This is a genomic window from Ruegeria lacuscaerulensis (genome assembly GCF_013031245.1).
Classification (GTDB): domain Bacteria; phylum Pseudomonadota; class Alphaproteobacteria; order Rhodobacterales; family Rhodobacteraceae; genus Ruegeria; species Ruegeria lacuscaerulensis_C.
Map to the genome: position 1 here is coordinate 1 of NZ_WPZL01000106.1, position 1,016 is coordinate 1,016.

Below are 1,016 nucleotides of genomic sequence, written 5' to 3' on the forward strand. Positions count from 1 at the left end.
TTCATTGACGGTCTCTATGCAATTACCGGCATCGAATGGATCATGGATTTGGGCGGTGAGGTTCCGACCCCCAGCAAAGTTGGCCTGATTGCGGGTCTGGTTGTCATCATGGGTCTGTCGATCATTTCGGCGGTCTCGGGTGTCGGACGGGGCGTGAAATACCTGTCGAACCTGAACCTGGTTCTGTCGATCATCCTGCTGGGCACATTCGTGATTTTTGGCTCGTTCGTCTTTGCCATGACCACCTATGGCACGGCGATGATCGACTACATCCTGCATTTCATCTCGCTCAGCTTTAACGCCTACGGACCGCTGTCGACCGAAGCCTTTGCCGCGGCACTGCCCGCAGAGGCGCAGGCGCATGCGGCTGACCTGATGGGTGGTGCAACCAATGCATGGGGCAGCTTTGACGGCTTCAAGGGCGGTCTGGAAGGCGCGGCCGCTGAGCTGGACGAAGCAACACTGGCTGCGGCTTATGCTGCAGGCGAGCAAGGCCGTCAGTTCGGCTGGCAGGCTGGGTGGACCACTTTCTACTGGGCCTGGTGGATTGCGTTCTCGCCTTTCGTCGGCCTGTTCTTGGCGCGCATCTCCAAAGGTCGCTCAGTGCGTGAGTTCATCCTGGGCTGTGTCTTCGCACCAGCGCTGGTGTGCTTTGCCTGGATGACTGTTCTGGGCGGCACCGCGATTGATCTGGAACTGGCAGGCGCTGCCGAAGGTGCGATCATCGGGGCATCGAACACCAACAAGCTGTTCGTCACCCTGTCCTACATGATCGATGGTGGTCTGCTGTCCATGCTGAATGTCATGTGCGTAATCCTGATCATGACCTTCCTGGTGACTTCGGCGGACTCGGGCATTCTGGTGATGAACACCATCATGTCGGGTGGCAGCCAGGAAACCGGCATCAAGCACCGCATCATCTGGGGCGTGATCCTGACGGCTGTGATCGGCGCGCTGATCCTGGCGGCGGGCGAGAACAATCCAATGGACGCGCTGCGCAATGCGATGATCATCGG

Annotated in this window: 1 protein-coding gene; it reads left to right on the forward strand. The window is 58.9% G+C overall.

The window, feature by feature from the left end; genetic code table 11:
- On the forward strand, positions 1-1,016 hold a 1,016-nt coding region (locus GOX66_RS25525), incomplete at both ends, for a BCCT family transporter (RefSeq protein ID WP_170766724.1).